Source organism: Halomonas sp. BLK-85, from assembly GCF_044792155.1.
GTDB lineage: Bacteria > Pseudomonadota > Gammaproteobacteria > Pseudomonadales > Halomonadaceae > Vreelandella.
Map to the genome: position 1 here is coordinate 84,179 of NZ_CP087731.1, position 26,734 is coordinate 110,912.

Genomic DNA, 26,734 nt, shown 5'->3' on the forward strand with positions numbered 1-26,734 from the left:
TGAAAGCTCTCATTAATGAGAACTTACTCGCGTTTTTCAATGAGAAGATAGCTTAAAGGATGCACGGTAAAGAAGGTAATGACCATAGTGGCGATCACGCCCCCTATGATGGCAACCCAGTCAAAAACGGTATCCACATAGCCTAACTCTGAGTTGGTAAACCACGGTATCCAGAACAGGGCAGAAAGACCCAGCGCAAGCGCCAGGAGCATTGCCACGATGCTATGATGTTGACTGAATTGATAGCCGCGTAGATAGGCAAACAGGTGTATCGCCAGAAAAATGGCAACTCCTCCCGCAATCAACCAGGCAAAGGGTGCCAGGGCATACATGAGAATGGTCATTGCACCGGTAAATGTCATAATACGATCTCCTGTCAGGCCTGGCCGTCAAGCACGGCATAATAAGCGGGTTGCAGCATGCGATCCTTCATGACCCAAGCCGCCCAGGATTCGTCTTTAGGGTCAATGAACGGGAAGGACGGCATAAAGGCAAAATTGTCGTCATAGCCAAATTCCACCAGCATGGCCTTACCAACACCCGTAATCAGCGGGCAGGAGGTATAGCCATCGTGGCGTGCCGTCAGGCTCTTGCCCTGAATGGCTGAAAGCAGGTTAGCTTCCACGACCGGTGCCTGTGCCTTGACGCTGGCGGCGGTCTTGTTGATGGGTGCACCGATAACATCACCAATGCCGAAAACTTCCGGGTACCGCTTGTGCTGCAGGGTGTGGATATCCACATCCAGCCATTCCCCCTGATGCGGCCCATCCTTGGCAATCAGGTCGCTTTGTTTGACGAAATCAGGCGCGCTCATGGGGGGCACAACGTGGATAAAGTCATAATCCGCGATAATGGTGGGTTTTCCCTGGTCATTATCGTCGCCTGCACGCAGGTCGTCAGGGACTGCAAGGCTGTCTTTCTCACCTTCAAAGGTAAACTCTGCCTGCTTGGCCTGTGGGTCAATAGCCGAAAGGCGATAATGGTGGCGGCGGTTGACGCCTTGCTCATCAAAGCGCTGTTTGACGAAGTCGTTGACCCAGGGTTGAGAAAAAAGCCCGCCTGTCGGGGACATGAAGTCAACATCAAACGCATCCCGATGACCACTTTCTTCCAGGTGTGTCAGTGTAGTGAAGGTCATTTTCAGCGGCGCGCCCGCGCATTTCACTGCCGTCGGGGCGGCGGTAAAAATGCCCTTGCCTTCACCCTTGTCGATCCAGCCCTTGATCGCCTGGCGGGTGCGGGTAGCTCCTTCGATACTGGCATAGACACTGCCAATACCGTGTTGCCCCACCAGATCGGGCGACATACCGTCAATCAGGTTGTAGTTAAGCTGCAGGCCGGTTGCAACTACCAGGTAGTCATAGTCCAGGCTCTCACCATTGGCCAGATCAACACGGCGGTTTTCGGCATCAATACCGGCGGCGTATTGACGTACCCAGTTAATACCTTGCGGGATGAAATCAGCGTTGGGGCGCATGGTCTTGTCTGGGCCCCATATGCCGGAGGCGACAAGCGTCCAGCCGGGCTGGTAGTGATGGGTATCGCGCGGTTCAATCAGGGTAATGGTGCCACCACGCAGACGGGTAGCAAGGCGGTTGGCCATGGCCATGCCTGACGCACCACCACCGACTACCACGATGCTTGCCTGAGTATCGATGGTATTGGCCTGCAGCGCGCTGGTGTAGAGCAGACCGCTGGCGCTGAGACCCGCGCCGGCCTTGAGCAGCTGGCGACGGCTGAGAGTGAAAGGGGAATTTTTCATAACGAGCTCCGAGATGTGTGCCTCGATGAAATTTGGTTATATTCTTATAATTAATATAGCGTTAATCCGGTCAGTCTGTCATCGTCATTTAGTCCAAAGGGCCGCAATACGACCGTTGACAGGCACTGGCCTTATAATTAACCACTGTTTAAATAAAATTAGCAATAGCTAATAATAAGGCATCGAGTAGCCTAAATTGAAAGAAATCAAAACAGAGTGTCGATGATGTGGGCGGGCAGATAGGCACGTTTAAGCGGGTAACCGTTTGGGGTAAATACCCGGCATGGGTGCCGGGCAATCATCAAGCGTGCTGGGTGTCCGTCCTTCGATATCCGGAAGTGACGATCAGAATTCGAAAACCGGAATGGCCGGGTCGCGCATCATTTCGGCCATCGGGCCTGGCGAAGCAACCCCGACACCTTCAAGAAGATCTTCTTCCTCATGATCGGTATTGGGAAGATAGATGGCGCAGACATCCACTGAAACGCCTTCGCCCATCATCATTTTAAGCAGGCCTTCCGGGGCGAGCTTTTCCATGGGGTTGCCGGGCGGCGTGTTGATGGGTGCTTCGCTGGCATAACCATCAACGGCCAGGTCACCGGCTGTATCGCACAGCAGAATGTGCAGGTCAGTGCCTTGCTGACGCATGGCATTGCCCAGGATCATGGCCATGCTCTGGGTTTCAATCGCATCGCTGGTCACAATCATCAGAGCCTGATCATCTGTCTCAGCGTGATCGCCATGGTTTTCGGCCAGGGCATGAGTAGAAAGGGCAGCAGTGGCTGCGAGAGTGGCGGTTGCAATCAGTGTAAGGCGCATAATGTCTCCAGTCGCTAAGTTGTGGTGCATGAACAATCAAAACACAGGGTGAAACAGATCAGGATTGATAAGTAAGTTTAATCTTCTGCGTGCCAGGCAACATCAGGGTCAACCGAATAGCTCCAGGGCAGATCAGAGTTGCGCCAACCATTGCGGGCACGAACACCCTCTGAATCGCCTTCGGCCAGCTTGCCGCCCTCAAAGCCATCGCTTACTGAGTAAACCTGAGAAAAGCCCATCTCGGTAATCGCATCAGCGGCAGGTGCACTGCGCGTGGCGCCCGAACGGCACATGACGATAATGGGGGTATCTTCCTCAGCGCCATGTTCTTCAAGAGCGCTACGGATCTGGGCGTCGAAATCGTTATTACGGCTGATCGGCCAGGTCTGGGCATCAGCATCAAACTGGGAGCGGTCAGCCAGTACCCAAGGCACATGAATGTCCGTAGGTTCGGCAGAACCGGTAAACTTGATCTCGATCGGGTCGCGTACATCAATCAAGAGTGCGTCGTCTTCCTGCTGGATCAGGTCATAGGCTTCCGCGGCGGTGACATACAGACCCAACTGGGTCTCACGGTAGGCAGAAGCGTCTTCTTCAGCCTGAGCGTTGGTACTCACCGCCATGGCGGAAACCAGCGCCAGTGGAATGGCAAAGCGAAAAATGGAATGTTGCGGTGTTTGACGACTATTTTTCATAGCTAATCCTTATAAGTAAATAACTATAACTTCAGGATAGCTGAGAATGACGTCTAACAAATGTGGTTTTTTGCCGCATAGGCAAAGGTCTCATGGAGCTGGGCAGTATCGTGTATGGAGTGCTTTAATGGATCGCATGCTGGAAGGCATACATAGCAAAAAATGCCAGCACAACGGTGGTGGCGACTGAGCTGGAAGGCGCATTTTCAAGGGCATCAGGGAGAATCTCCGAGAACACCATCCACATCATGGCGCCCGCTGCGAGGCCCAGCCCAATAGGCAGGAAGGGGGCAAACCAGGTCACAAACACAAAGGCCGGAATGGCCATCAGGGGTTGCGGCAAACTGGTGAAGATACTCCAGCCTGCTGCCTTCATAACGGACATACCCCGTGGAATCAGAATCAGGCTGATCGCTAACCCTTCAGGGATATTATGGATGGCAATGGCGGCACTGATAAACATGCCCAAGGACTCACCGCCGCCGTAAGAAACGCCGACGCCAACCCCCTCGGCAAAGGAGTGCATGGTCATGATGCCCAGTATCAGCAAGGCTTTGCGTGCATTGGCACCGTTGAGTTCACTCACATCAGGCGAACCACGCCGCTGAATACCCCAATCTGAAATAATGACCAATGCAAGGCCGATCGCCATGCCGGCAAGCGTTAACCAGGGGGCATCGCGGCTGCCTTCGCTGACCAGGCTATGGCTGGCGGCCAGCATCAGGCCGGCAGCCAGGGCATTGAACAGGCTCAGCCAGCGGGCACTGAAGGTTTTTACAAACAGAAAGGGCAATGCCCCAAGGCCAGTCGCCAGCGCGGTAATCAGGGCAGCGACAAACACAACCCATAGGGTGACATCGACCGACATGCAAATGCCCTCTCATTGGCTCAATCGTTGATACCCCGTCTGTATCGTGTTGTCACAAAGTGGTGGTGAGGTTTCAGCGTTGATGGGTGGCCGTCTGTTCAAGTAAAGCACGCCGCTCTTCGAGGTCGTGGCCGGCTTCACGCGCAGCGGTCAAGAGAGCAGGAATATCACAGCTGGCGGCCTGACTTTTTGAATGTGCCCAGAGGTGAACGGCACGCTTGCCACTCCGGCAGAAGGCCAGAATCGGCGTTGACAGGTCATCAAGGGCCTTGCCAAACGCGGCAATATCAGCCTCGCTGTAGTTGCCCGGCGTCACCGGGATGCAACGCCATTCGATGCCCAGCGCCTTGGCCCTGGCACTCAGGTCAGCATCATCCGGGTGATCGTCAGCTTCGCCGGGTCGGCGATTGCAGATCACTGATTTGAAGCCGCGCTGGGCCACTTCATCCAGATCACCGGGGGTAAGGGCCTCACTGATGGCAAAACCGGGCTCAAGTTCGTGAATATTCAAGGGTATCTCCTTAGCATCAAACGCCATCGCGGTGTCTGCGATGGCGTTATTGAGTATAGCACCGCACGGCTGCGTTATTCCCAGGCGGCGCCTTCCAGGGCGTCGAGAGGAATTTTCAGGTAGCGCTTACCGTTGGCTTCCGGTTCGGGCAGGCGCCCACCTCGGGTGTTGACCTGCAGGGCATGCAGAATCAACTTGGGCATCGGCAGTTCGCTGTCGCGCTGGTTGCGCAGGGCAATAAAGCCTTCTTCACTGACATTGGCCAGATGAGGATTGACCGCCTTCTGCTCTTTTACCGTGCTTTCCCACTGGGGCTCACGGCCATCAGGCATGTAATCATGGCCGGTAAACAGGCGGGTGTCGTCCGGCAGGGCGAGAATGGCCTGAATGGAATCCCATAGCGTCTTGGCGCTGCCGCCGGGGAAGTCCGCCCGGGCGGTGCCAAAATCCGGCTGGAACATAGTGTCGTGGATAAAGGCGGCATCGCCAATCACGTAGGTGATGGAAGCCAGCGTATGGCCGGGAGAGAACATGACGCGTGCGTCCATATCACCCAGCTTGAAGGTATCACCCTCGCTGAACAGGTGATCCCACTGGCGGCCATCGGCCGGGAAGTCAGGCCAGTGATAGATACCCTTCCAGAGCTCCTGGACATCTTTGACATAACGGCCGATGGCGGTGGGCGCTCCGGTTTTTTCCTTCAGATAATGGGCGGCGGAAAAATGATCGGCATGGGGGTGGGTGTCAAGGATCCATTCGATTTCAAACCCCTGTTCTGCCACATACGCCAGCAATTCGTCAGCATGATGGGTAGCGGTAGCGCCTGATTTTTCATCGTAATCAAGCACCGGGTCAATAATGGCGCATTTTTTCGTTGCCGGATCGCTGACGATGTACTGGACGCTGAAGGTACGTGGCTCAAAAAAGCCCGCGACGTCCGGGGTATGGGCGCCGGTGCTGCGAGAGAGAGAGAATTTTTGCATGTCAGCCTCCTGGAATGTCTGCGCTGGAGCCGCAAGGGTGGGCTGGCCACCCCAGAGGACAGGATATATCAAAAAGTGATGAGTTTATGCACTTGTCTGCCTATATGCTGGTGACAGGGTGCTTTTACAAGGTGCCGATATGTTTATTGCTCCAGCCGGATCAATGTCGTCGGGTCAGGGCAAGTGTTACACTTTGCCTTATTGTTATAATCTTAGCATATTTTATTATATAAACAAGTGTATCCAGATTATCAATAAGATAGGCGCAGATTATGTCGATCTTGAGGCCAAAAAAAGGCGCCACTTGGGGCGCCTGAAGTCCGGCCACCTGGCCAGAGGAGAAAAGGTCGATCAGCTATCAGTGGTAGCCTTCGCCCACCTTGACCTTGCCGCGGAAGACCCAATAGGACCAGGCGGTGTAAGCCAGCACAATAGGGATGACAAACAGCACGCCAATCAACAGGAACAGCTGTGATTCCGGCGCTGATGAAGCATCCCAGATGGTGTAGTCGGGCGGGACAATCACCGGCCACTTACTGGCAATCAGGCCCAGGTAAGTGAAGATGAACAGGCCCAGCGACATGACAAAGGGCAAGCCTTCGTCCTGACGCTTGACGGCCCTGAAAAGCAGGCCCGCACAGAGCAAGGCAAGAATCGGGAAGACCCAGATCAGGTGTAGTTGGCTGAGCCAGCGCTCGCGCACATCAAGGCTGACCAGCGGCGTCCACAGGCTGACGATGGCAAACACGGCCAATACCGCGAGCAGCAGCTTGGGCGTGATGCGGTAAGCCCACTGCTGGACGTGCCCTTCCGACTTCAGGATCAGCCAGGTGGCACCCAGCAGCGCATAGCCTGCCATAAGGCCAAGCCCTGTCAGAACAGTAAAGGGCGTCAGCCAGTCCAGCGCGCCGCCGACGTAGACAAAGTCCTCGACCGCGAAGCCCTGGATATAGGCACCGACCACCGCCCCCTGGGCAAAGGTGGCAATGGCGGAGCCCCAGCAGAATGCGCGGTTCCACCAGTGGCGGTTTTTCTTTGACTTGAAGCGGAACTCAAAGGAAATGCCGCGAAAGATAAGTCCGGCCAGCATCAGGAAAACCCCAATGTAAAGCGCTGGCAGAAAAACCGAGTAGACCAGCGGGAAGGCGCCGAGCAGCCCGGCGCCCCCGAGTACCAGCCAGGTTTCATTGCCATCCCAGACGGGGGCAACCGAGTTCATCATCACATCCCGGGACTCTTCATCCGGGGCAAAGGGGTAGAGAATCCCCAACCCCAGATCAAAGCCGTCCATGATGACGTACATGATGATGCCAAAGCCGATGATGCCGGCCCAGATAATAGCCAGGTCAAAGGTAATCATGCTTTAGCTCCTTCAATGCTATCGTCCATGTCGTCATCAAACGGTGTGTGGGCGGCTGAGAACGGACGCTTGGCGCGTTCGACTTCGCCCTCAACTTCTGCAGGTTCTTCCAGCATGCCGTTACGCACCACCCGGCTCAGGTAGTAGGCACCGATCAGGAAGACCACACTATAGACGCCGACATAGCCGATCAGGGTGAACAGGGCCATGCCGCCGGTCAGCGAGGGCGTTAAGCCTTCGGCATGGGACATGACGCCATACACCAGCCAGGGTGCGCGGCCTGCCTCGGTCACGATCCAGCCTGCCAGCACGGCGACAAAGGGCGAGGCAATCATGCCGACCAGCACTTTATGAAAGAGCGGGCTTTCAAAGACGCGGCCTTTGCGACGCAGGAAGAGCCCCGCAAGTGCCACCCCTATCATCAGAAAGCCCAGGCCCACCATTATGCGGAACGACCAGAACACAATCGCCACCGGGGGCTGCTCGTCTTCGGGTACTGCACTGACGCCCGGTACTTCACCCTCGGCACTGTGCGTCAGCACAATGCTTGCCAGGTTGGGAATGCCAATCTCGAACAGGTTGCTCTGGGATTCACTGTCAGGGATGGCAAACAGCAACAACGGTACATTACTGCTGGTTTCCCAGTTACCTTCCATGGCCGCGACCTTGGTCGGCTGGTGCTCCAGGGTATTCAGGCCATGGAAATCGCCAACCACTGCCTGGGCAGGGGTCAGGATGAGCAGCAGCCACAGGCACATGGACAGTGCTTTCTTGTTGGCTTCCACGTCACGCTTGCGCAACAGGAACCAGGCGCTGACGCCTGCCACCACAAATCCACCGGTCAGGAAGGAAGCCAGCCCCATGTGAGTGAAGCGGTACCAGAACGACGGATTGAAGATCGCTTCAGTCCAGGAAACGATATGGAAACGACCGTCGATCATTTCAAAGCCTGCGGGTGTCTGCATCCAGCTGTTGGCCGACAGAATCCAGAACGATGAAATAAAGGTACCGATGGCCACCATGATGGCCGCAAACAGGTGAACACCTTCCGGCACCTTGTTACGCCCAAACAGTAGAACCCCGAGAAAAGCGGCTTCCAGGAAGAAGGCCGTCACCACTTCATAACTGAGGACCGGCCCCAGGAAGTTGGCGGTGGCATAGGAGAAATTACTCCAGTTGGTACCAAACTGGAACGACATCACGATGCCTGATACCACGCCCATACCGAAGACCACGGCAAACACCTTGGTCCAGAACAGTGCCAACCGGTCCCAGGCGGGGTTCTCCGTCTTGTAGAACAGGCCATGAAGCACGGCGATATAGGATGCCAGTCCGATGGTGAACACCGGAAAGATAGCGTGGAAAGACACCACAAAGGCGAATTGCAGCCTGGATAACAATAGCGGATCTAGGTCCATGTTGACCTCCAGCTTGTTTCAGGAAAAACCGATGCAAATATTCTTTTTAAGAATAAGTTTATTGCATAATGCGTATTTTAAAGTAAAGCGGTACAACTGACAGCTTTTAAAGCGCGTTTTGGCACGGCGTATTGTCGCAGTGTCTCTTTTCGTGTATGCACCGCCTCCATCAGTCTCCATCAGTGCGTTGCAAGCGCCAGCTGTCGGCTAACACCGGGCAGATAGCGCTCACCCTGCCGGGATGAAGGGCGCTGACGCTGATGGACCAGATAGATAACGCTGCGCTGTTGTAGCCAGGCATCCAGCCTGGCGGCTAACCGCTGTGCCGTTGCGCTGTCGACGCCGGCAAAGGGTTCATCCAGCAGCACCAGATCCGGGTCACGCAGGTAAAGGCGTGCCAGTGCCACGCGGCGCGCCTGGCCGCCGGAAAGCTGACGGCCCCCTTCACCGACACGGGTACGCAGGCCCTTGGGCAGGCTTTTAGCCCAGTCGCCAAGGTCGACGTTTTCCAGTGCCTGCCAGAGCAAGTCATCATCGGCTTCAGGGCAGGCCACGCGCAGGTTGGCCGCGAGACTGTCGTCAAACAGCTCGCTGTGCTGGGTGAGAACAGCCACCCGCTGGCGCAGCTCATGTTCAGGCCAGTCAGCCAGGTGGATGCCACTCAATAGGATGCGCCCCTGAGTGGGTGCCAGCTGGCGGCTGATCAGCGCTGCCAGGGTGGATTTGCCTGACCCTGAGTTGCCGGTAACCGCCAGGCGCTCACCGGGCGCCAAGGATAACGACAGCGTATCCAGCGCTGGCTGCAAGGCGCCTGGATAAACGACGCTGACCGCGTCGAGCGTAAGCGTTCCAGCCTCCTGCGGTGGCGTCGTGGGGCTGGCTGAATACGTCACCCGCTTGGCGTCCAGCTGATTCAGGCGAGCCGCTGCCCCCTTGGTCGCGCCCAGCCAGGTGAAGGACGCTGGCAGCGCACCGAGAGCTTCATTCATGGCCAGCACTGCCATGGGCAGCATGACCATGACGGCCCCGCTGATACTGCCGGCTTGCCAGGCCAGCGCGGCCAGCCACAGGGTCATCAGGGTCGCGGCGCTGACCAGCCAGGCCTGAAGAGCATTCCCCAGGGCGGCATAATGGCCCAGCTGACGCTGATCCTGCTGCAGTTGCTGTTCGATGGCGACCAGTTTGCGGCGATGATCATCAAGACCTGAGTAGGCCTCCAGTTCTGCCAGCCCCTGGAGCTGCTCGATCGTCCGACTGCGCAGTGCCTCCAACTGGTGAACATGCCGCTCACTGGCGGCCATGCCCAGCCGTGCCTGGCCCAGGGTCAGCCACAGCCAGCCAATCAGTAGCACACCACCGAGCAGCAGCCCGGCCCGGGGGACGAATATCGCCACACCACCGCTGAGCAACAAGATCGCCAGCAGGGCGACCGCCGGCGGCGCCATCAGGCGCAGGTATAGGCTATCCAGGGTATCGATGTCGGCGGTCAGGCGATTGAGCCAGTCACTGGCGCGACGCTTGGCCAGGCTGTGACCGTCAAGTTCAGACAGAACACCGAACATCTGGGTACGTAAGTCAGCCAGCAGGCGCAGCACGGTATCGTGGTTGTAGATGCGTTCGATGTAGCGGGTAACGGTTCGGCTGACAGCGAAAAAACGAATCGCGCCCCCCGGGATGTAGACTTCCAGGCTGGCGGCGATTCCCGCCGCCAGCAGTAAACCGGTCATCCCGGTGGCGGTAATAAACCAGCCAGACACCGCCAGCAGGCCAAGAGCAGACAGCAGCGTCAGCAGCATGATGAAGCCGCCCAGCCACAGGCGCTTGCGCCGCCTGTTCAGCGCGGCCAGCCAGGGGCGTAAGGTGACAATCAAGCTATCATGTGTCGTCATGCTGGGCCTCCGCTGCGCTTTCACGCTCGCTGAACTGGCCTTGGTCGATATGCCAGCGACGATCTGCCAGCGCCATCAGTGCCGGGTGGTGAGTGGCAATCACCAGGCTGCGGCCTTCCTGCTGAAGCGCCTTTAGCGCGCTCATTACCGCTTGTTCAGTGGCTTCATCCAGGCTTGCGGTGGGCTCATCAAGCAGTACCAGCGGTGCCTGGGAAAGGAAAACACGTGCCAGCGCCAGACGCTGAGCCTGGCCACCGGAGAGTCCGACGCCCCGTTCGCTGATGGCGCTATTGATACCCTCAGGCAATTGGCGTATGAGTTTTCCCAGATGGGCTTTTTCCAGCGCTTCAAGCAGAACGGCATCGCTGGCCTCCGGCGCGGCAAGGCGCAGGTTATCGGCCAGGGTGCCCTGAATCAGCAGTGGGCGCTGGTCCATCCAGGCAAAGCGCAGGTCGGCAGCGCAATGGCGCTGGCCTTCCCCTGCATCAATGAAGCCTGCCAGTAGCTGGAGTAATGTTGATTTGCCACTGCCTGATGGGCCTGTCAGTACGACAGTTTCTCCCGCCTGGAGTTTCAATGTCAGCGGCCCAAGCACACGGCCGCGCCCAGGGTGTGTCACCGTTGCGTTTTTCAGGCTCAGCAAACCCTCAGAGGGTGATACGGCTGGGGTTGCCTGATCTCCAGTCTCGCGATTGGGCGGCGGCGCTTCATCGAGCAGTTTGGTCAGGCTATCGGCAGCGCCCAGGGCGGCTGCACGGTCATGATAGTGCTGCGCCAGGCTGCGCAGCGGCTGGAAGAACTCCGGAGCCAGCAGCAGAATCAACAGGCCGCTGAACAGGGTGAGCTGATCAGAAGGGCCATAATCGATATAGCCCAGCAGCCCGAAGCCGATGTAGATAGCCACCACGGCAATCGCGACCGACGCGAAAAATTCGAGTACGGCCGAGGACAGAAACGCCAGCCGTAGAGTGCGCATACTGCGGATACGATACCCGTCAGAGGCCAGGTGAACGCTTTGCTTTGCGCTGGCCGTCTGACCAAACAGCTGAAGTGTGGTCAGGCTGCGCACGCGATCAATAAAGTGCCCGGAAAGACGCGCGACGGCGGCAAACTGGTCACGATTGAGGCGTTCGGCGCCCATGCCGACCAGCGACATGAAAAGCGGAATCATCGGCGCGGACAGAAACAGAAACAGCGCTGCCAGCCAGTCAAGGCTCAAGGTGATGATCAACACGCCCATCGGCAGCAGGACCGAGAGCCACATCTGCACCCGGAAACGGGCAAAATAGCCGTCCAGGGCTTCCACCTGCTCAACCAGCTGATGCGCCAATGACGCTGAATGGTAGCTGGCCAGGCGCACAGGCCCAAGCGCTGCCAGGTGAGACAACAATTCGCCGCGCAGGCGCTGGCGAATGGCCAGCGACGCCTGCTGGCTGACTCTCTCCTGTACGTAGCTGAGCAGGCCGCGCAACGGCAGAATCAGCAGCCACAGCACAAACAGCGACGTCAGGCTTTGCAATGATTGTGAGTTGACCACCAGAGCACTGACCAACCAGGCAAACAGCAGCATCTGTCCCCAGGTCATTGCGCCTGCCAGGGTGCCGCACACAACCGCTATCGCCAGGCGGTGCCGCTCGGTCGCTGCCAGCCGAGTCAATAATTGTTGTGCGCCGGGCGCCGCCATAATCATTCCTTAATTGCGTGTACAAACTATGTACTGGAATTAGAGACTACGACGAAAGATGAGTTTCACCAAGGGGAGTGCGTCAAAGCGACTCGTAGGTCAGAATACACACATTTGCTGAACAGTATCATTACAAGAAACTGATTGATCTGCTGGCTGCCAGCAACCATCGCTCACCCATTAACGGCAGCTTAAGGCCTCAGGTTAAGGGTACCACCCACCCTAGCCTGTCGATGCCCGCTCGCATCAACCATGAAACAGGTCACAGGAGTCCTGGAGTCTATGTTGGAAACATACGGTGCCGGCCTACTGGCCGGGCAGTTTTTTGGCCTGGTGGCCCTGGCCATCTGCATAGCCGCCTTTGCCAGCAAGCAGGATGACCGCTTGATGGTGCTGCTGATTTCCGCCAATGTGGCCTTCGCCCTGCAGTTCATGTTCTTTGCCAGCTGGACGGCTGCCGTGCTGACCCTGCTGGTCATCGTGCGGATCATGCTGGCGCGCCATTATGTGGGCAGCCGCAAGGTGCTTGCGGCGGTTCTGCTCGCCAACCTCTTGGCGGCAGCGCTCACCTGGCAACACTGGGTCGATGTGTTTCCGCTGATTGCCGCGATTCTGGGGTCGTTGAGCATGTTCCTGCTGCGTGGCATTGCCATGCGGGTCGGCCTGGGGCTGGCAGCGCTTGCGTGGATGCTTAATAACATCCTGATCGGCTCGGTTGGCGGCACCCTGGCAGAAGGCTTGGTGGTGGTGACCAATGCCATTACCATCTGGCGTCTGTTGAGGATTCGGCGCAAATACCCGGCAGTATTTGATGCCAGCCTTGAGGAAGCCGCCGGCGAACCCCGCCCCTGATCCATCCTGCCCGTCAGGATCGATCATCCGGATGGCGCGTATCTGCACGAAGAGCGAGAATTTTCGAACGAGCAAGTGACGCCAGTGGTTTATGGTAAGAAGTGGATTCTTGTCATTTTCTGGAGTGCCTCATGACCTTGTGGGTTAGCCCCGATCATATACGCGACCGCTTTTCCCAAGCGATGTCGGCCATGTACCAGCGCGAAGTGCCTCAATATGGCACCTTGCTGGCGCTGGTAGCGAGCGTCAATCAGCAGGTGCTGTCCCAGTCGCCTGAACTGCATAGCCGCCTGCAGCAAGGTGGCGACTTGCCCCGCCTGGGCGTGGAGCGTCACGGCGCCATTCGGGTGGGCACGCCCGCAGAGCTTGCCATGTTGCGCCGCCTGTTTGCGGTGATGGGCATGTTCCCGGTGGGATATTACGATCTCTCGGAAGCCGGTGTGCCGGTTCATTCAACCGCCTTTCGGCCAATTGACGACGCATCTCTGCGTTACAACCCCTTCAGGGTGTTTACCTCTCTGTTGCGACCTGAGCTGATTGATGACCCGGCACTGCGTGAGCAGGCCATTGCCATTCTGGCCGAGCGGGATATTTTCACGCCCGAGGCCAGGGCACTGGTTGAACGCTATGAGCGCCAGGGCGGCCTGAACCAGCAGGATGCTGAGCAGTTTGTTGAACAGGCGCTGGAGACGTTCCGCTGGCATGAAGAGGCAACGGTAGCGGTGGGCACCTATCAGGCGCTTAGCCAGGAACACCGCCTGATCGCCGATGTGGTATGTTTTCGCGGCCCGCATATCAATCACCTTACGCCGCGCACCCTGGATATTGATGCTGTGCAGCAGCAGATGCCGGAACACGGCATCGACCCCAAGGTGGTCATTGAAGGCCCACCCCGCCGCCAGTGCCCCATTCTGCTGCGCCAGACCAGCTTCAAGGCGCTGGAGGAGCCAATTCGTTTTGCGGATGCCGCTGAAGGCTACCACAGCGCCCGTTTTGGCGAGATTGAGCAGCGCGGGGTGGCCCTGACGCGGAAAGGCCGGGCCCTGTATGACCGCTTGCTGGCCAAGGCACGCCAGACGCCGGCGGCTGACAACGCTGCCCATCAAGCTGTACTGCAGGACGCATTCAATGACTTTCCCGATGATGAAACCACGCTGCGCCGCGAAAAACTGGCGTTCTTTCGCTATCAGGCTGTTCCGGGCGTGAACGTCACCCCTTCACAGGATGTCGAGTCGCTGATTGGTGCGGGCGCTTTGCTTGCCACCCCCATGATCTACGAAGATTTTCTGCCTATCAGTGCTGCCGGTATCTTTCAGTCCAATCTGGGTGATGCCCAGCGTGACGAGTATCAGAGCCGCTCACACCAGGCAGCGTTTGAACAGGCGCTGGGCGGCCAGGTAACCGACGAGATCAGTCTGTATGCAGAGCGTGAAAAAGCCTCGCTTGATCAGGCGCTGGCGGCGCTAGGCATGAGTGAACAGCCAGCGACGGGCTGATGGGGATTGCAGCTCATGCCCGGCCGTGATGTAGTTCTTCGCCTTGATGGATACAAAAGGCAGGTAAGTGGATGATACACACAAATGGATTTTTTGAAGGCATAGGAGAAACTATTGGCGAGGTGATCAGCGCTCTGGTAACCGGGCTTCTGTCCCTGTCGGACGGATCCCTGGGTGCCTTTGAAGACTTTATCAGGGGGCTGGCCGGGTCGCTGGGCATAAGCCCGTCATTTTTCAGCATACTGGTGCTGGTGATCGGGCTCTGGGCACTGTGGCGGGGCATCAACGCTCTGCTGCGCGGTGCACTGCTGGGCGCCATCGTGCGCATTGTGCTGGGGCTGATGATTCTTTCCTGGCTGCTGACCTGACCGCTTCAAAATGAGCCTAGCGCAGTGCCAGCAGATGCCTTTCCAGCGCCATGATGTGCTCATCTTCGACGGCCATCTCGCGTAGCGCCTGGGCCAGGTTAAGCAGGTAATCGCGGTTCGGGCCACTTGGGCCGTGGGCACGATCAATCTGCTCAGCAATAGCCGCGAGGGGAGACTCCCCCAGGAAAGCCGGATTATCCTGAGTGGCCATGTAGACCAGGCCGCTTGCGGTACTGTCATCGCGGAAATGCAGGCGAACGGTTTCCCGCAAATAGCCGTTTTTTTCACGGATATCCAGCGGTTTGAGTGTCTCGCCGCTGATCCGGTAGGCCATGCCATGGCAGGGCATGCCCGGCGAGGCAATCAGGGTTGCCACCCGGCCCGGTGATGCAAGGGTGCCGCGGTGGTCATGGGAGCCTTGCCAGAAGCGCCGCTCCCAGCCATAAATAGTGGCGCGCCGACACTCCAGATAAGGGAAGTCCACTTTCCAGATTAGCGAGCCATAGCCAAACAGCCAGACCGATTCGTCATCCCCAATCGGATGGCGCTGCTGGTTGAGCGCGCTGGTATCCTGCATCATGGGCGTTTGCTCCCGTGTGAAATCGAGTGTCTGACAATGCCGCTGACCGTTATTCATCATCCTGGCTACACCATAGAGCTGCCAGATAACCATCCTTTTCCGATGCTCAAATTTCGGGTGCTGCGCGAGCAGTTGGCCAAGGCGCAGCTGGCGATGCCCATCGGTTGGGAAACGCCACAGCCAGTCAGCTTGCAGGCGTTACATCGCGTACACAGCGAAGAGTATATCAGTGCGCTGATCAACGGGCAGCTTGACCCTGCCGCCCAGCGGCGCAGCGGCTTTGGCTGGTCGCCTGATCTGGTTGAGCGGGTGCGGCTTGAAACCGGCGGCACCCTGCTGACGGTGGAAGCGGCACTGGCTACAGGGCTTGCTTGCAATTCCGCCGGCGGCACTCACCATGCGCATGCGGATGCAGCCAGTGGCTACTGCCTGATCAATGACCTGGCGGTGGCCGCCGCCGATGCACTCGCCAGGGGCTGGGTCTCCCGGGTGCTGATCGTGGATCTCGATGTGCATCAGGGCGACGGCACGGCGCGGCTGTTTACCCATGAGATGGGCGTATTTACCTTGTCCGTGCATGCTGGTCGCAACTTTCCGGTGCGCAAGGCACGCAGTGACCTGGATATTGCCCTGGCGAATGGCCTGGAAGACGCTGACTATCTCAGTGCGCTCCAGGCGCGCTTGCCGGGGCTGCTCGCCGCCTACCAGCCGGATCTGGTGCTGTATGATGCCGGGGTGGATGTACACCGGGATGACCGGCTGGGCTACCTGTCGCTGAGTGATGCTGGCCTGTATCAGCGTGACTTTTACGTGCTCGCCGCCTGCCGCGAGCGTAATATTCCGGTTGCGGCGGTGATCGGTGGTGGTTACGACCGTGATATTGCCGCGTTGGCTGCGCGGCATGCCCAGCTGCATCGTGCCGCCGCTGATGTGTTAGCCAGTGGTTGAATCCGTATCCCCTACATAGTCAGGAGACAGCATGCAGGCAATTTTTCTGGTCGATAACGGTTCCTTGCGGCCCGAGGCTACCCTCAATCTGCGCCGCGTGGCGGCCCTGTTGAGTGAACGTAGCGGTTACTCTGTGCAGGCGGCCTCACTGTTGCACTCCAACAAGGTGCCTGCCGAGGATCTGGACGGTGAACCCGCTGTGACGCTTGGGCCTGCCGTTGAGAAAGCGGCTCAGGCAGGTGTTGATGAGGTTATTGTGCTGCCGTTCTTTTTCGGCCCCAGTCTTGCCCTCACCGACTACCTGCCGGAACGTATGGCGGCAGCACAGGGACGTTTTCCGGGGCTGCGCGTGCGGGTGGCCATGCCACTGGTGGATGAGTTGGGCAAGGTGGATACGCGCCTGGCGCAATGGCTGGCTGACAATGTACGTGAGCAATTGACGCCGGAGACCCGGCCCAGCGTGGTGCTGGTGGATCACGGCAGCCCTATCCCGGAGGTGGCGGCCATTCGTCAGCGCCTGACCGGGCAGTTGAGCATGCTGCTGGCAGACGAGGTGGGGTGTGTCACTTCGGCCTCCATGGAGCGCCGTGAAGGCGATGCCTACCGCTTTAACGACCCCCTGCTGGAAACCCTGTTGGCTAATCCGGCTCTGCCAGAAGGTGAAGTCATTCTCGCCATGCTGTTTTTATCGCCGGGCCGACATGCCGGTGAAGGCGGGGATATTGCCGCTATTAATGCCGCTGCCATGAGTGAACGTCCGGGATTGAACATTGTTCCCACGCGTCTGGTGGGTGAGCATGTCGGTATTGTGGACCTGCTTCAGTCCCGGTTGCAGGCAGCACTGCTAGGCGAGTGTCTGGTTGAGTGTTAACGCCGCTGCCAGGGCCAGCGGCGTTTTTTTGTCTCGTCAATATGCAGGATGGCTGCGTCAAGCGGTTCCAGAATGGCGCTGAGCTGACGGTAGCAGACGGCACTACTGAGCACTCCCGGGCACTGCTTGAGCAGCAGGTCGCTGCCCTGTGAAGCGACCAGCAACTGTTTGGCGAGGAGCAGATCGTTAAATGTCGCCTGTTGATAGCAGCGTTTCAGTTCACGGCTCAACAGGGCGAGCAGGCTGGCATCCATCCAGCAGGGGAGGGGATCATCCAGGCGCCCCGCCATGGAGCCTTGAATAGCCTCGAAGGAGGTGCGAATAAAGATCAGCGTTTGACGCAGTTGACGCGTTTCAGAGTTCATCGTGCCAAACCTTTGAAGACCCCGGCGGTTTAAGGATAACGACTCAGGCCGAAGGAGGGTTGCAAATAATATTTATTCTCATTTAATCTAGACGCATAAGCCGGTTCTGTCAATCCGCACGGCAAAATGGCCATATCTGATAAAAGCTGTCGCACTGGAACTCACTTTCACAGCGCGCCAGCTGCCCGCGGTAACGGTTGGCCCGCTGAGCGACCTGACGTGCGGCCCGCTGAACGGCCGGTTTTTGGCGATAGCTGCCACGCTGATAACCACCTGCGCCTTCATGATAGGCCAGATACAGATGTTCAGGGTTATTCAGTGATATCCCCGTCTGAGCCTGGGTACGGGTGTTATACCAGCCGATAAAATCGGTGGCATGTTTCATGTGAGTGCGGCGCGCAAAGGTGCTGCCTGCCTGATCACGGTATTCTCCCCATACCGGGTCCTGGGCCTGGGCGTAACCTTTCGCTGACGACGGCCTGGGCCCGGGAATGAAGCCCAGAATCTTGCTGCGCGGCGGTTTGACATGGCTTCTGAATGACGATTCCTGCTGGATGAATGCCATCTGTGTGGCAATCGATGTGCCCCACTTTTTCTGGGAATCTTTGGCATGATCATACCAGTCTGGCTGTTCACGAAAGATCTCGCAGATGTTGCTTTGTTCCTGTGGCGGGCTGGGGGCCATGATCGCGCAGCCTGTCAGGGTAAACACCAGCCCTGTCAGGCTGAACATCCGTAGCAGCAATTTTCGGTGCATGATCGTTAACCGTTTTGTCCTGGCGTAAGGTGGTTTGAAAGGGGCAACCTGACTGGGTGTCAGTCTACTACTTGCCGCCGAAAGACGCTCATGCGTCTGCGTCTAATCTTCCTCAGCGTGCGTGCTGTCAACGAAAAGTGTCAGCTGACGACTGGATACGCTGCGGCGTGACGAACGTCGCCGCCCTTTAGTGGCACTCTGGCTGGCAAGCTTGCCCAGCAGCATCTGGCTTTGCTGGCGCGCCTGCGGTGTCCGCCTTAGCTGATAAAGGCAATCTTTCCAGTGGCGTGCTTCGGGTTCGAAATCATGTGGTAAAGGGTAGTCCCTTCCCGGCTGAAACCCGAAGTGCTGGCGTAAGGATGTTGGCAATGCCCAGGGCTTTCTGCGCCAGTCAAGCGGCAAGGTCGTCAGCTCCGGCACCCAATGAGCAACGAAATCCCCATTCGGGTCGTTGTCTTCCGCCTGTTTAAGCGGGTTGTAGACACGCAGCGCATTGGTACCCGTGGCGCCTGATTGCATCTGGATCTGAGGGTAGTGAATGCCAGGCTCGTAATCGGTAAACAGCCGTGCCAGATGCAGCGCGGGTTCCCGCCAGTGTAGCCCCAGCCCAAAGGTGGCGAAGGAGATCAGCATGGCGCGCATGCGAAAATTCAGCCAACCGGTGGCGCTCAGGCTACGCATACAGGCATCGACCAGCGGTACCCCGGTCTGCCCCTGCTGCCAGGCCAACAGGCGCGGGTGCTGGGGATCACGTTCACGCAGGCCGCGAAGCGCGGGGTGAAGCGTGCGGTATTCCATGTCCGGCTGGCTCTCCAGCTTCTGGATAAAGTGGCAGTGCCAGTAAAGCCTTGATGTAAAAGCCTTAAGAGAAGCCGACCAGCGTGGGTCATTCGGGTGCTTTTGACGTTGACGGCGCAGTGACTGGACGACTTCACGCAGTGACAGGGTTCCCCAGGCCAGGTGTGGTGACAGGCGCGAGCCATACTCCCAGGCCAGCAAAGGGTTGGAAAGTGAGCCGCGATAGCGCCGCCCACGGTGTTGCACGAAACTGCGCCAAAGGGCCCGGCCAGCCTGGCGGCCGCCAGGCTGGCGCTGGGGGCAGGGCGTCTGATCGTGACCCAGAGAAAGTGCAGTGAGCGCGGTGAGGCTGACGTGATGAAAATTTTCCCAGCCGTCAGCCGGATCGGCGCGTGGGGGGGCGGGGGAAGTCGCTGCTGCCATCAAGGTTTCCCACTGGGCTTCCCACTGCTGGCGCTGCGTCAGTCCACGTATAACGCCATGCTGGCGGGCCTGATGCCAGCTGACTGCGTTTGTCTGACACCAGGCAGCCACGGCGTCATCGCGGGCATGGCTCCAGGCGTTGCCGGTTTCCTGGTGTGAATGCAGGACAAAGTGGCCATAGCGTGTTTTAAGCGCCTCGAGCAGCGCCAGCATACTGCCCTGCCAGCAGCACAGTGGCAGGCCTAACCCGGCAAGTGCCTCGGCCAGGTCCACAAGGCACTCAGCCGCGAACTGCCAGTGGCGCAAGGCGCTATCCGGCGTTTGCCACTGCGCAGGCTCAATGGCAAAAACAGGCAGTACCGGGCCATCGGCGGCTGCCTGATGTAAGGGCTGATGATCATGTATCCGCAGGTCGCGTTTGAACCATACGACCTGAACAATACGGTCTTCTGGCATGGGGCATCCTGTTGGCGACCCTTGCTGGGCCAATGGCACCTGGCGCTTGAGATGTCATTCCTGATCATGGCGCATGGGCATGACCGGACGCACCGATGCATCCATTTCCAGCGTTTCGCCATTATCAAAGTTCAGGCTCAGCTGGACCTGATCACCTTCGGTGACAGAGGTCTGCAGGCCAATCAGCATAAGATGCAGGCCACCGGGTGCCAGCGTCGTAGAAGCACCCGCGGGTACCTCAATGGCTTCAACCTGACGCATTTGCATCACGCCGTCTACATCAACATGGTTATGCAGCTCGGTATGCTCGGCAATACTGTTGTCGGCACTGATCAGACGAACCGCACGCTCACTGTTATTGTGCAAGGTCATGAAGGCGGCGGTGGCAGGAGAGCCAGGCGGCACCTCACGCACGTAAGGGTCATCAACGGCCAGGTTATCGGCACTGGCCGTGGCAGCCACTAACAGGGTGCCCAGGGCAAGCATTGCAAAGCGTAATCTTGGCATAAGAATTCTCTGGTGTGGTAGTGGAAAAAGCAGTAGAAAAACAGTGGTCGCTAATGTCCATAGTCTACTGTTTTTATTATAGGCGTTTTAATGGGATATCTTCGCTGCTGTGCGACACTTCGCTCCAGGCGGACGAAGATGGGCACCAGCCTTGCTGCCATAAACGATGGTTTTCAAGGGTGCCGGAACAGGGTAGCGTTAACCTTTTTCAAAATCAGAGGCTCATTTCAAGGAGGCATCAGGATGTATATCGCCATGAACCGTTTTCGTATTGCGCCGGGTCGGGAAGAGGACTTCCTGGACATCTGGCGTAACCGTGACAGCTATCTGGATGAAGTGCCGGGCTTCAAGTCGTTTCATATGCTCCAGGGCGAGCGCAAGGAAGACTGCACAGTCTTTATTTCCCACAGCGAATGGGCATCGGAAGACGCCTTTCGCGCCTGGACCAGATCCGAGGCGTTCCGCAAAGCGCATGCCAACGCCAAGGCGCCTGAGGGTATCTACCTGGGCCCACCGCAGTTTGAAGGCTATGAGGTCGTGCTTTGAGCCAACACCTCTGGTAGTGACGTCTGATCCGTGTCGGCCCGTCGGTCCCGTCGGGCCTCCTCAACCAGCCAGTCATGTACGGCAGCCACGCGGCGGTCATCCAGTGCCCCCGGCGCATGCACAATGCCATATTGTTTGCCGGTGGCCACACGCTGGCCAAACAGTGTGGTCAAGGCCCCACTTTCCAGCTCATCGGTGATCAGGGTGCGTCGGGCAATGGCAACCCCCATACCGGCAATGGCGGCTTCCATGGTCAGTTGATTGCGGTTGAAGGTATAACCGCGGTGCACGTTGATATGCGGCGCCGCGATAGCGTTCAGGTAATGCTCCCACTCGGCGTAGTCATGGCTGCCGCGCCAGGCCGTCACGTCGTGCAGGAGCGGAAAATGCGCCAGGTCTTCCGGGCGCTCCAGCGGTGGGCGGCCTGCCAACAGGGCGGGGGCGCATACCGGGAAAATCAGTTCATCCATCAAAGGGGTAATACTGAAGCCCGGGTAATAGCCGTCGTTGAGATCAATCGCCAGGTCAAAATCCCCGTCGCGCAGTGAGATATTGCTGTCTTCGGCGATAATCTGCAGTTCAATATCCGGAAAGCGTGCCTGAAGCGTTGGCAGGCGCGGCATCACCCATTTGTTCAGAAATGACGGTACGCTGCGCAGGCGCAGAATGCCGCTCATCACCCCTGAGCGCAGCCGGTGCACCTCCTGTTCCACTGCCTGATAAGCCTCCCCTGTCACTGCCGCCAGGCGTTGTCCTTCGTCGGTGAGCTCCAGGCGTCGGGTCAGGCGCCGGAAAAGACGGAACCCCAGGCGCGATTCAAGCTGCTTGATCTGCTGGCTGATAGCCCCCGTAGTGACATGCAGCTCTTCAGCTGCGCGGGTGAAGGATAGGTGCCTGGCGCTGACGCTGAAGACCTTGAGCCAGGCATGGGTCTGGGCATTGAGGTGTCGGTTCATCGTTTAGTTTTACTAAATTCAGGGAGAGATATTTTCGATTGTATTGCCTGGCTGCCCCATCAACAATAGGTTTCACGTTTAACTGAAGCTGATGGACTGAAAGATGCTTTAGTAAAATTAACTTATAACCATAACATTGTCTTGAAGGCGATGCTCGGTGTCGCCTGGGGGTAAGCAGGATGTCAATCAGTGTGTTCGATCTGTTCAAGATAGGTGTAGGGCCATCAAGCTCGCATACCGTGGGGCCAATGCGTGCGGCCTTTGATTTTCTGGCTGAACTGCGTGTTCAGCAAGTGGTGTCTCAGGTGGCGAGGGTTGAAGTGCAGCTCTATGGTTCCTTGTCTGCCACCGGCATTGGGCATGGTACCGATCGGGCCGTGATCATGGGGTTGATGGGAGAGCGCCCGGACCGGATTGACCCAGGCGTGATCGGATCGCGTATTGAAACCCTGCTGGCCACCCAGACATTGCTGCTCGACAACCGGTTGGCCATTTCCTTCGACTGGGTGAGGAATATGCAGCTACACGATGAATCTCTGCCTCATCATCCGAACGCCATGCGCCTGATTGCCTACGGTGCCAGGGGTGAGCTGTATCGCAATACCTATTATTCGGTGGGCGGCGGCTTTGTGGTGGACGATGCCCAGGCACAGGAGGGTGTTCTGGATAGTGACACCACCGTGCTGCCCTATGATTTCAACTCTGCCGCCGAACTGATGGCACTGTGTCACCAGCATGGCCTGAGCATCAGTGGCTTGATGCTGGAAAACGAGAAGGCCTGGCGCAGCGAAGCCCAGGTGCGCGCCGGGCTGTGGGAGATCTGGCGGGCCATGCAGGCCTGCGTGGAAGCCGGATTGCAGAGCACGGAACGTATCCTGCCGGGCGGTTTGAACGTCAGGCGCCGGGCAGCCAGCCTGCATCGGCGGCTGGAGATCTTTGAGGATAACCCCAGCCTGATCACCTCGACGTTTTCGGCCATGGACTGGGTCAACGTCTTTGCCCTGGCAGTCAACGAAGAGAACGCCGCCGGTGGGCGCATGGTCACTGCTCCCACCAACGGGGCCGCCGGAATCATCCCTGCCGTGCTGCACTATTATATGAAATTTCAGCCGGATGCCTGTGAACGCAATGTGGTGGATTTTCTGCTTGCGGCCGGAGCGGTGGGTATTCTGTGCAAGAAAAATGCCTCTATTTCCGGTGCCGAGGTAGGGTGTCAGGGAGAAGTCGGCTCGGCCTGCGCCATGGCCGCTGCCGGGTTGGCCGAGGTGATGGGTGGCAGTGTCGGCCAGGTGGAAAACGCAGCTGAAATTGGCCTGGAACATAATCTGGGGCTGACCTGCGACCCGGTAGGCGGGCTGGTGCAGGTGCCGTGTATCGAGCGTAATGCGATTGCCTCCGTCAAGGCGATCAACGCTGCCCAGATGGCGCTACGCGGCGACGGTGAACACTTTATCTCTCTGGATAAGGCCATTCGTACCATGCGCGATACCGGCCGTGACATGCAGGACAAGTATAAGGAAACCTCCAAGGGAGGTCTGGCGGTCAATGCCATTGAGTGCTGATCATTGAGCGTCTGATTAACGTTTGGAGAGGCAGTGGATAACACCCTGGTCAGAGAAGGGAGTCACCTCCCGCGTGTCTTTTCTGACCAGCCTCGAGAGCGACACTGGCATATGCAAAAGCGACGCTTGTCGAGCCTGGAAGCGCTGAAACATGAATTTGTAGAAAATGCATATGCCAAAATGCCTCATAAGCGTTACATTCGCGCTAGGCATGCCTTTCGGCGACAGACCACCCACAGGCCAGGTCGCAGAAAGACTGAAAACAGATACAAAAAATCGCTGAAGCGATGGGTGGCTGAGAGGAGGTTCAATCATGACAACCAACAAGGAGAGGACGGGTGCGCCTGCGGTACAGACCATTGGTTTTTTACTGTTGGATAACTTCACACTGATTTCATTGGCGTCAGCCATCGAGCCGCTGCGCATGGCCAATCAACTGGCAGGTCGCGAGCTCTATCGCTGGTTCACCATCAGCCTGGAGGGCAAGACGGTGAACGCCAGCGATGGTCTGAAGACCGTGCCGGATGCCAGCACTTCAACGCCGCTGGCGCTGGATATGGTCATCGTTTGCGGAGGCGTAGGCCCCAGCCGCAGCGTGCAGCGTGAACATATCAGCTGGTTGCAGTCCCAGGCGCGAGCATCACGGCGTCTGGGGGCGGTTTGCACCGGCAGCTGGGCGCTGGCCAAGGCGGGCTTGCTGGATGGCTATGAAACCAGTGTTCACTGGGAGTGTCTTGCGGCCATGCAGGAGGCGTTTCCCCGAGCAGCACTTTCCACCCGCCTGTTTACCATTGATCGTGACCGGGCAACGGCCTCCGGTGGCGCCGCACCGCTGGACATGATGCTCAACCTGATCGGGCGCGACCATGGGCGTGAACTGTCGGCAGGGATTTCCGAGATGTTCATCTGCGAACGGGTACGCGGCGAGCAGGATCTGCAGCGGGTCCCGCTCAAGCACGTGCTTGGCACCACCCAGCCCAAACTGCTGGAAATCGTGGCGCTGATGGAGGCCAATCTCGAGGAGCCGATTGGCCTGGACGAGCTGGCGCAATATGTCAGTGTTTCGCGACGCCAGCTGGAACGCCTTTTCCAGAAATACCTCCACTGTTCCCCCTCGCGCTACTATCTCAAGTTACGCCTGACCCGTGCCCGCCAGCTGCTCAAGCAGACCTCCATGCCGATCATTGAAGTGGCCACGGCCTGTGGCTTTGTATCCACGCCGCACTTTTCCAAATGCTATCGTGAATTCTTCGGGATCCCGCCCCGGGATGAGCGTCTTGGGATCAATGGCCGGGCGCCGGTGAAATCAGTGCTGGAAATGAGTGCTCTTGACCCTTTACGTAACGATGAACCCGCCGCGCCGGTATCCAGCGCGGTACTGGCGCTGGCTCAGGCCCAGGGTGAACCGACCTACGCCAGCGTCCGCCTGCTATAGCCCCGGGCAGAAGAGGGTTTTGACTGTCCGCAAACCGCGCCTTATGAGAATGGGGCGCGGTTCATTTTTTGTGCGCTATTTCCGAGCGTTGCGCAATTACGACACCGCTGACGCTTTTGGAATTCCACCTGTCGTTTTCAAACGCTGTGGCACGGGTGGGGGGCGCTATGCTGCCGACACATTAATTGCATAGACGTGTTGGAGCCCCAGCCATGACCCCGCGTGAACTACACGATGACAGCATCATTATTGACGGCCTGGTGATTGCCAGATGGAACCGTGAACTGCTTGAGGATATGCGCCGCGGTGGCCTGACAGCAGCCAACTGCACGGTATCCGTGTGGGAAGGGTTTCAGGCCACGGTGGACAACATCGTCAGCACACGCCAGCTAATGGCGGAAAGCAGTGACCTGGTGCGGCCTGTTCACACCACGGCCGACATCCTGCGCGCCAAGCAGGAGGGCAAGACAGGCATTATCTTTGGCTTCCAGAATGCTCACGCCTTTGAAGATCAGATCGGCTACGTGGAGATCTTCAAGCAGCTTGGCGTTGGCATCGTGCAGATGTGCTACAACACCCAGAACCTGGTCGGCACCGGCTGCTACGAACGAGACGGTGGATTGTCCGGGTTCGGGCGCGAGATTGTGGCCGAAATGAACCGTGTTGGCATGATGTGCGACCTTTCCCATGTGGGCAGCAAAACCTCTGAAGAGGTGATCCTCGAATCGCAAAAGCCGGTGTGCTATTCCCACTGCCTGCCCTCCGGGCTCAAGGAACATCCGCGCAACAAGTCTGATGAAGAACTTCGCTTCATCGCCGACCACGGCGGTTTTGTCGGCGTCACCATGTTCACTCCCTTTCTGCGTGCGGGCGTCAACGCCACTGTGGATGATTACGTGGAAGCCATTGACTACGTAATGAATATTGTCGGAGAGGATGCCATCGGTATCGGCACCGACTTTACCCAGGGGCATGATCAGGCCTTCTTTGAATGGCTGACCCATGACAAGGGCTATGCCCGCCGCCTGACCAGCTTCGGTGAAATCATCAACCCCAAGGGTATCCGTACCATTGGTGAGTTTCCCAACCTGACGGAAGCACTGCTGAAACACGGCTTCAGCGAATCCCAGGTGCGCAAGATCATGGGCGATAACTGGGTGCGTGTTCTCAAGGATGTCTGGGGTGAATAGGTCCTGAAAGCGAGACAGACATGCAGACAGATGCCCAACCCATCCAACAACCAGCCAAAAATAACGCCATAAGGAACGCCGCTGTGACGACGACTGCCCCTGAACTGCCTATTGAAGTGGATTGCGAAACCGGTGTCTGGACAACCGATGCACTGCCCATGCTGTACGTGCCACGCCATTTTTTCATCAATAACCATATGGCGGTAGAGGACGCCCTGGGGGCTGAAAAGTATGCCGAGATTCTCTATCACGCCGGTTACAAAAGCGCCTGGCACTGGTGCGAAAAAGAAGCCGAGCTGCATGGATTAAGCGGCACCGAGGTGTTCGAGCATTACATGCAGCGGCTTTCCCAGCGCGGCTGGGGCCGGTTTATCACCGAGCAGATTGACCTCGAGGCCGGTACCGCTCGGGTGCGCCTGGAAAACAGCGCCTTTGTCTATCAGCTGGGTAAAACCGGGCGCAAGGTGGAATACATGTTCACCGGCTGGTTTGCCGGTGCCATGGATCAGATTCTGAAAGCGTCCGGAAGCGATCTGCACACCGTCGCCGAGCAGACCCAGAGTGCCGCCGAACCAGGCTGCAAAGTGGGTTACTTTGAAGTCACTCCGCGTTTGCAGTCCGCGCTTTAAAGGAGA

Annotated in this window: 27 protein-coding genes; 10 read left to right on the top strand and 17 right to left on the bottom strand. The window is 57.9% G+C overall.

Features of this window, described 5'->3' with window-relative positions; genetic code table 11:
* Window positions 1-23: 23 nt before the first annotated feature.
* The 11 genes from LL947_RS00380 to cydD all read right to left on the bottom strand — a co-directional run bounded on the left by LL947_RS00380 (window position 24) and on the right by cydD (window position 11,989).
* Window positions 24-362 (bottom strand): hypothetical protein, encoded by a 339-nt coding sequence (locus LL947_RS00380; protein ID WP_290821781.1) that lies wholly within the window; start codon window positions 360-362, stop codon window positions 24-26.
* A 14-nt stretch (window positions 363-376) separates the two neighbouring features.
* On the bottom strand, window positions 377-1,762 hold the full coding sequence (locus LL947_RS00385) for an NAD(P)/FAD-dependent oxidoreductase (protein WP_499833605.1): 1,386 nt from the start codon (window positions 1,760-1,762) through the stop codon (window positions 377-379).
* Between the two features lie 345 nt (window positions 1,763-2,107).
* Complete coding sequence (locus LL947_RS00390) at window positions 2,108-2,581, bottom strand: DsrE family protein (RefSeq protein ID WP_290821778.1); 474 nt, start codon at window positions 2,579-2,581, stop codon at window positions 2,108-2,110.
* Window positions 2,582-2,658: 77 nt separating this feature from the next.
* The gene (locus tag LL947_RS00395; protein WP_499833606.1) at window positions 2,659-3,276 is read right to left on the bottom strand and encodes a rhodanese-like domain-containing protein; all 618 of its coding nucleotides are present in this window, start codon (window positions 3,274-3,276) and stop codon (window positions 2,659-2,661) included.
* A gap of 124 nt (window positions 3,277-3,400) precedes the next feature.
* The gene (locus LL947_RS00400; RefSeq protein WP_290821774.1) at window positions 3,401-4,144 is read right to left on the bottom strand and encodes a ZIP family metal transporter; all 744 of its coding nucleotides are present in this window, start codon (window positions 4,142-4,144) and stop codon (window positions 3,401-3,403) included.
* Between the two features lie 73 nt (window positions 4,145-4,217).
* The gene (locus tag LL947_RS00405; RefSeq protein WP_499833607.1) at window positions 4,218-4,655 is read right to left on the bottom strand and encodes a protein tyrosine phosphatase family protein; all 438 of its coding nucleotides are present in this window, start codon (window positions 4,653-4,655) and stop codon (window positions 4,218-4,220) included.
* A gap of 74 nt (window positions 4,656-4,729) precedes the next feature.
* Window positions 4,730-5,638, bottom strand: coding sequence for an MBL fold metallo-hydrolase (locus LL947_RS00410; RefSeq protein WP_499833608.1), 909 nt, complete (start codon window positions 5,636-5,638; stop codon window positions 4,730-4,732).
* Window positions 5,639-5,996: 358 nt separating this feature from the next.
* On the bottom strand, window positions 5,997-6,998 hold the full coding sequence (gene cydB / locus LL947_RS00415) for a cytochrome d ubiquinol oxidase subunit II (RefSeq protein ID WP_499833609.1): 1,002 nt from the start codon (window positions 6,996-6,998) through the stop codon (window positions 5,997-5,999).
* Window positions 6,995-8,416 (bottom strand): cytochrome ubiquinol oxidase subunit I, encoded by a 1,422-nt coding sequence (locus LL947_RS00420; protein ID WP_499833610.1) that lies wholly within the window; start codon window positions 8,414-8,416, stop codon window positions 6,995-6,997. The genes cydB and LL947_RS00420 overlap by 4 nt, the downstream gene beginning before the upstream one ends.
* Before the next feature lie 179 nt (window positions 8,417-8,595).
* Entirely contained in the window at window positions 8,596-10,305 is a 1,710-nt protein-coding gene (gene cydC, locus LL947_RS00425; RefSeq protein ID WP_499833611.1) for a thiol reductant ABC exporter subunit CydC, read from the bottom strand.
* On the bottom strand, window positions 10,292-11,989 hold the full coding sequence (gene cydD / locus LL947_RS00430) for a thiol reductant ABC exporter subunit CydD (protein ID WP_499833612.1): 1,698 nt from the start codon (window positions 11,987-11,989) through the stop codon (window positions 10,292-10,294). The genes cydC and cydD overlap by 14 nt, the downstream gene beginning before the upstream one ends.
* A 282-nt stretch (window positions 11,990-12,271) precedes the next feature.
* On the opposite strand from cydD, the gene LL947_RS00435 reads away from it, so the two are divergent.
* The 3 genes from LL947_RS00435 (at window position 12,272) to LL947_RS00445 (ending at window position 14,705) form a co-directional block, all read left to right on the top strand.
* The gene (locus tag LL947_RS00435; RefSeq protein ID WP_499833613.1) at window positions 12,272-12,841 is read left to right on the top strand and encodes a YgjV family protein; all 570 of its coding nucleotides are present in this window, start codon (window positions 12,272-12,274) and stop codon (window positions 12,839-12,841) included.
* A 131-nt stretch (window positions 12,842-12,972) separates the two neighbouring features.
* Window positions 12,973-14,337 (top strand): 2-oxoadipate dioxygenase/decarboxylase HglS, encoded by a 1,365-nt coding sequence (gene hglS / locus LL947_RS00440; RefSeq protein ID WP_499833614.1) that lies wholly within the window; start codon window positions 12,973-12,975, stop codon window positions 14,335-14,337.
* Between the two features lie 71 nt (window positions 14,338-14,408).
* Entirely contained in the window at window positions 14,409-14,705 is a 297-nt protein-coding gene (locus tag LL947_RS00445; RefSeq protein WP_404415179.1) for a hypothetical protein, read from the top strand.
* 16 nt (window positions 14,706-14,721) lie between these two features.
* Here LL947_RS00445 and LL947_RS00450 read toward each other — a convergent pair whose 3' ends face one another.
* Window positions 14,722-15,285, bottom strand: coding sequence for a gamma-glutamylcyclotransferase (locus tag LL947_RS00450; protein ID WP_290823106.1), 564 nt, complete (start codon window positions 15,283-15,285; stop codon window positions 14,722-14,724).
* Between the two features lie 36 nt (window positions 15,286-15,321).
* Here LL947_RS00450 and LL947_RS00455 point away from each other — a divergent pair, with 36 nt between their 5' ends.
* The gene (locus LL947_RS00455) at window positions 15,322-16,233 is read left to right on the top strand and encodes a histone deacetylase family protein (RefSeq protein WP_499833615.1); all 912 of its coding nucleotides are present in this window, start codon (window positions 15,322-15,324) and stop codon (window positions 16,231-16,233) included.
* A gap of 31 nt (window positions 16,234-16,264) precedes the next feature.
* Window positions 16,265-17,104 (top strand): sirohydrochlorin chelatase, encoded by an 840-nt coding sequence (locus LL947_RS00460; RefSeq protein WP_499833616.1) that lies wholly within the window; start codon window positions 16,265-16,267, stop codon window positions 17,102-17,104.
* Here the strand turns inward: LL947_RS00460 and LL947_RS00465 are convergent.
* From LL947_RS00465 to LL947_RS00480, 4 genes are all read right to left on the bottom strand, one after another.
* Window positions 17,101-17,469, bottom strand: a complete 369-nt coding sequence (locus LL947_RS00465) for a hypothetical protein (RefSeq protein WP_404415215.1) — start codon at window positions 17,467-17,469, stop codon at window positions 17,101-17,103. The genes LL947_RS00460 and LL947_RS00465 overlap by 4 nt on opposite strands.
* Before the next feature lie 109 nt (window positions 17,470-17,578).
* On the bottom strand, window positions 17,579-18,226 hold the full coding sequence (locus LL947_RS00470; RefSeq protein WP_499833617.1) for a transglycosylase SLT domain-containing protein: 648 nt from the start codon (window positions 18,224-18,226) through the stop codon (window positions 17,579-17,581).
* 102 nt (window positions 18,227-18,328) lie between these two features.
* On the bottom strand, window positions 18,329-19,903 hold the full coding sequence (locus LL947_RS00475) for an FAD-binding domain-containing protein (protein WP_499833618.1): 1,575 nt from the start codon (window positions 19,901-19,903) through the stop codon (window positions 18,329-18,331).
* A 54-nt stretch (window positions 19,904-19,957) separates the two neighbouring features.
* Window positions 19,958-20,410: a copper chaperone PCu(A)C gene (locus LL947_RS00480; RefSeq protein WP_290823100.1), complete on the bottom strand. Its 453-nt coding sequence runs from the start codon at window positions 20,408-20,410 to the stop codon at window positions 19,958-19,960.
* A 243-nt stretch (window positions 20,411-20,653) separates the two neighbouring features.
* On the opposite strand from LL947_RS00480, the gene hmuQ reads away from it, so the two are divergent.
* A complete protein-coding gene (hmuQ, locus tag LL947_RS00485) occupies window positions 20,654-20,956 on the top strand; it encodes a heme-degrading protein HmuQ (protein ID WP_290823099.1) in 303 nt (100 codons plus the stop codon).
* Here hmuQ and LL947_RS00490 read toward each other — a convergent pair.
* Window positions 20,938-21,912: a LysR substrate-binding domain-containing protein gene (locus tag LL947_RS00490; RefSeq protein ID WP_404415225.1), complete on the bottom strand. Its 975-nt coding sequence runs from the start codon at window positions 21,910-21,912 to the stop codon at window positions 20,938-20,940. The two genes, hmuQ and LL947_RS00490, sit on opposite strands and share 19 nt — an antisense overlap.
* A 179-nt stretch (window positions 21,913-22,091) precedes the next feature.
* On the opposite strand from LL947_RS00490, the gene LL947_RS00495 reads away from it, so the two are divergent.
* The 4 genes from LL947_RS00495 to LL947_RS00510 all read left to right on the top strand — a co-directional run bounded on the left by LL947_RS00495 (window position 22,092) and on the right by LL947_RS00510 (window position 26,728).
* Complete coding sequence (locus LL947_RS00495; protein WP_499833619.1) at window positions 22,092-23,474, top strand: L-serine ammonia-lyase; 1,383 nt, start codon at window positions 22,092-22,094, stop codon at window positions 23,472-23,474.
* Between the two features lie 313 nt (window positions 23,475-23,787).
* Window positions 23,788-24,909: a choline metabolism transcriptional regulator GbdR gene (gbdR, locus tag LL947_RS00500; RefSeq protein WP_290823096.1), complete on the top strand. Its 1,122-nt coding sequence runs from the start codon at window positions 23,788-23,790 to the stop codon at window positions 24,907-24,909.
* Window positions 24,910-25,121: 212 nt separating this feature from the next.
* Window positions 25,122-26,099, top strand: coding sequence for a dipeptidase (locus LL947_RS00505; RefSeq protein ID WP_290823095.1), 978 nt, complete (start codon window positions 25,122-25,124; stop codon window positions 26,097-26,099).
* 83 nt (window positions 26,100-26,182) lie between these two features.
* A complete protein-coding gene (locus tag LL947_RS00510; RefSeq protein WP_499833620.1) occupies window positions 26,183-26,728 on the top strand; it encodes a DUF5943 domain-containing protein in 546 nt (181 codons plus the stop codon).
* The last annotated feature ends 6 nt before the right edge of the window (window positions 26,729-26,734 follow it).

Excerpts from the sequence above, each read along its gene's own strand:
- LL947_RS00390 (WP_290821778.1), bottom strand. The coding sequence starts at position 2,581 with ATGCGCCTTACACTGATTGCAACCGCCACTCTCGCAGCCACTGCTGCC.
- LL947_RS00470 (WP_499833617.1), bottom strand. The coding sequence starts at position 18,226 with ATGCACCGAAAATTGCTGCTACGGATGTTCAGCCTGACAGGGCTGGTG.
- cydB (WP_499833609.1), bottom strand. The coding sequence starts at position 6,998 with ATGATTACCTTTGACCTGGCTATTATCTGGGCCGGCATCATCGGCTTT.
- LL947_RS00400 (WP_290821774.1), bottom strand. The coding sequence starts at position 4,144 with ATGTCGGTCGATGTCACCCTATGGGTTGTGTTTGTCGCTGCCCTGATT.
- LL947_RS00465 (WP_404415215.1), bottom strand. The coding sequence starts at position 17,469 with ATGAACTCTGAAACGCGTCAACTGCGTCAAACGCTGATCTTTATTCGC.
- gbdR (WP_290823096.1), top strand. The coding sequence starts at position 23,788 with ATGACAACCAACAAGGAGAGGACGGGTGCGCCTGCGGTACAGACCATT.
- LL947_RS00495 (WP_499833619.1), top strand. The coding sequence starts at position 22,092 with ATGTCAATCAGTGTGTTCGATCTGTTCAAGATAGGTGTAGGGCCATCA.
- LL947_RS00460 (WP_499833616.1), top strand. The coding sequence starts at position 16,265 with ATGCAGGCAATTTTTCTGGTCGATAACGGTTCCTTGCGGCCCGAGGCT.
- LL947_RS00420 (WP_499833610.1), bottom strand. The coding sequence starts at position 8,416 with ATGGACCTAGATCCGCTATTGTTATCCAGGCTGCAATTCGCCTTTGTG.
- cydD (WP_499833612.1), bottom strand. The coding sequence starts at position 11,989 with ATGGCGGCGCCCGGCGCACAACAATTATTGACTCGGCTGGCAGCGACC.
- LL947_RS00490 (WP_404415225.1), bottom strand. The coding sequence starts at position 21,912 with ATGAACCGACACCTCAATGCCCAGACCCATGCCTGGCTCAAGGTCTTC.
- LL947_RS00410 (WP_499833608.1), bottom strand. The coding sequence starts at position 5,638 with ATGCAAAAATTCTCTCTCTCTCGCAGCACCGGCGCCCATACCCCGGAC.
- cydC (WP_499833611.1), bottom strand. The coding sequence starts at position 10,305 with ATGACGACACATGATAGCTTGATTGTCACCTTACGCCCCTGGCTGGCC.
- hglS (WP_499833614.1), top strand. The coding sequence starts at position 12,973 with ATGACCTTGTGGGTTAGCCCCGATCATATACGCGACCGCTTTTCCCAA.
- LL947_RS00445 (WP_404415179.1), top strand. The coding sequence starts at position 14,409 with ATGATACACACAAATGGATTTTTTGAAGGCATAGGAGAAACTATTGGC.
- LL947_RS00395 (WP_499833606.1), bottom strand. The coding sequence starts at position 3,276 with ATGAAAAATAGTCGTCAAACACCGCAACATTCCATTTTTCGCTTTGCC.
- LL947_RS00435 (WP_499833613.1), top strand. The coding sequence starts at position 12,272 with ATGTTGGAAACATACGGTGCCGGCCTACTGGCCGGGCAGTTTTTTGGC.
- LL947_RS00455 (WP_499833615.1), top strand. The coding sequence starts at position 15,322 with ATGCCGCTGACCGTTATTCATCATCCTGGCTACACCATAGAGCTGCCA.
- LL947_RS00450 (WP_290823106.1), bottom strand. The coding sequence starts at position 15,285 with ATGATGCAGGATACCAGCGCGCTCAACCAGCAGCGCCATCCGATTGGG.
- LL947_RS00480 (WP_290823100.1), bottom strand. The coding sequence starts at position 20,410 with ATGCCAAGATTACGCTTTGCAATGCTTGCCCTGGGCACCCTGTTAGTG.
- hmuQ (WP_290823099.1), top strand. The coding sequence starts at position 20,654 with ATGTATATCGCCATGAACCGTTTTCGTATTGCGCCGGGTCGGGAAGAG.
- LL947_RS00380 (WP_290821781.1), bottom strand. The coding sequence starts at position 362 with ATGACATTTACCGGTGCAATGACCATTCTCATGTATGCCCTGGCACCC.
- LL947_RS00475 (WP_499833618.1), bottom strand. The coding sequence starts at position 19,903 with ATGCCAGAAGACCGTATTGTTCAGGTCGTATGGTTCAAACGCGACCTG.
- LL947_RS00505 (WP_290823095.1), top strand. The coding sequence starts at position 25,122 with ATGACCCCGCGTGAACTACACGATGACAGCATCATTATTGACGGCCTG.
- LL947_RS00385 (WP_499833605.1), bottom strand. The coding sequence starts at position 1,762 with ATGAAAAATTCCCCTTTCACTCTCAGCCGTCGCCAGCTGCTCAAGGCC.